Origin of the sequence: Hydrogenophaga sp. (assembly GCF_051007235.1) — a bacterium.
Taxonomy (GTDB): domain Bacteria; phylum Pseudomonadota; class Gammaproteobacteria; order Burkholderiales; family Burkholderiaceae_C; genus Hydrogenophaga.
This window is the reverse complement of record NZ_JBPCSJ010000302.1, coordinates 1-2,038: the sequence shown is the minus strand read 5'-3', so window position 1 is coordinate 2,038 and position 2,038 is coordinate 1. Positions and strand designations below refer to the sequence as shown.

At 66.7% G+C, this 2,038-nt stretch carries 1 protein-coding gene; it reads right to left on the bottom strand.

Annotated elements, in window-relative coordinates; translation table 11 throughout:
• Positions 1-108: 108 nt before the first annotated feature.
• Positions 109-2,037, bottom strand: a complete 1,929-nt coding sequence (tkt, locus tag ACR2JA_RS10700; RefSeq protein WP_434009067.1) for a transketolase — start codon at positions 2,035-2,037, stop codon at positions 109-111.
• Position 2,038: the final 1 nt, after the last annotated feature.

The following is a 2,038-nucleotide window of genomic DNA, read 5'->3' as shown; positions in this document are numbered from 1 at the left end:
GCGCAGCACGTTGCGACCGATGCGGCCGAAACCGTTGATACCGACTTTGATAGCCATGTCCTCTGCTCCTGTGGATGGATGAAAAAGAAAAGGGAAACCGGAATTCGATTACTTGGCCAGCACGGCGCGCACCGTGTCGGTCACGTTCTCGGGGGTGAAGCCAAAGTGTTTGAACAGCACCGGTGCGGGAGCCGATTCACCGTAGGTGTCGATGCCGATCACGGCCGAGACGCCGTACTTCCACCAGCCGTCGGTGGAACCCATTTCGACGGCGACGCGCGGCAGACCCTTGGGCAGCACAGCGGCCTTGTACTCGGCGCTCTGGCGGTCGAACACGCTGGTGCTGGGCACCGAGACCACGCGCACGGCGATCTTGTGTTCCTTGGCCAGGGCTTCCTGGGCCTTGAGCGCCAGCTGCACTTCGGAACCGGTGGCGATGATCACCGCCTGGGCCTTCTTCTTGAGACCCACGTCGGCCGGCTCGGACAGCACGTAGCCGCCCTTGCTGATGTCGGCCAGGTCGGCCTTGGGCGCGTAGGGCAGGTTCTGGCGCGACAGGCACAGCGCGCTGGGGCGGTGGGCGGTCTGCAGGGCCACGGCCCAGGCCACGGCGGTTTCGGCCGTGTCGGCCGGGCGCCAGACGTCCAGGCCCGGGATCAGGCGCAGGCTGGCGACGTGCTCGACCGACTGGTGGGTCGGGCCGTCTTCGCCCAGGCCGATGGAGTCGTGCGTGAACACGTGGATCACGCGCTGCTTCATCAGCGCGGCCATGCGGATGGCGTTGCGGCTGTAGTCGCTGAAGGTCAGGAAGGTGCCACCGTAGGGAATGAAACCGCCGTGCAGGGCAACGCCGTTCATGATGGCGGCCATGCCGAATTCGCGCACGCCGTAGTTGATGTGGCGGCCGCCAACTTTTTCACCGTTCGCGGCGTCGGTCTTCACGACATCGCCGGCCAGGTCAAAGCGCAGGTTGGGCGTGGACTTGGTGTTGGTCAGGTTGGAGCCGGTCAGGTCGGCGCTGCCGCCCAGCAGCTCGGGCAGAGCCGCCGTGAAGTGCTCCAGCGCGATCTGGCTGGCCTTGCGGCTGGCCACGGTCTCGGCCTTGGTGTGGGCTTCGACGGCGGCGTTGACGGCCACCTGGTGGAACGACTTGGGCAGCTCGCCCTTCATGCGGCGCACGAATTCCTTGGCCAGTTCGGGAAAGGCGGCCTTGTAGGCGGCGAATTGGGCGTTCCAGGCGGCCTCAGCGGCCTTGCCGGCGTCCTTGGCGTCCCAGGCGGCGTACACGTCCTTGGGGATCTTGAACGGCTCGTGGCTCCAGCCCAGGGCTTCGCGGGTGAGCTTGATTTCTTCGGCGCCCAGCGGCTCGCCGTGGGCCTTGGCGGTGTTGGCGCGGTTCGGGCTGCCCTTGCCGATGCTGGTCTTGCAGCAAATGAGCGTGGGCTTGTCGGCGCTGTTTTTCGCTGCAGCAATCGCGGCGCTCACGGCGTCGGCGTCGTGACCGTCGACGGCGCGGATCACGTTCCAGCCACAGGCTTCAAAACGCTTGGGCGTGTCGTCGATGAACCAGGGCGCGACCTGGCCGTCGATGGAGATGCCGTTGTCGTCGTACAGGGCGACCAGCTTGTTGAGCTTCCAGGCGCCGGCCAGGGCCACGGCCTCGTGGCTGATGCCTTCCATCAGGCAGCCGTCGCCCAGGAACACGTAGGTGTGGTGGTCGACGATGGCGTGGCCTTCGCGGTTGAATTCGCTGGCCAGCAGCTTCTCGGCCAGCGCCATGCCCACCGCGTTGGTGATGCCCTGGCCCAGCGGGCCGGTGGTGGTTTCCACGCCCGGGGTCACGCCCACTTCGGGGTGGCCGGCGGTCTTGCTGTGCAGCTGGCGGAAGTTCTTGAGTTCGCCGATCGGCAGCTTGTAGCCCGTGAGGTGCAGCAGCGCGTAGATCAGCATGGAGCCGTGGCCGTTGGACAGCACGAAGCGGTCGCGGTTGGCCCAGGCGGGGTTGGTGGGGTTGTGGCGCAGGTGGCGGCCCCACAGC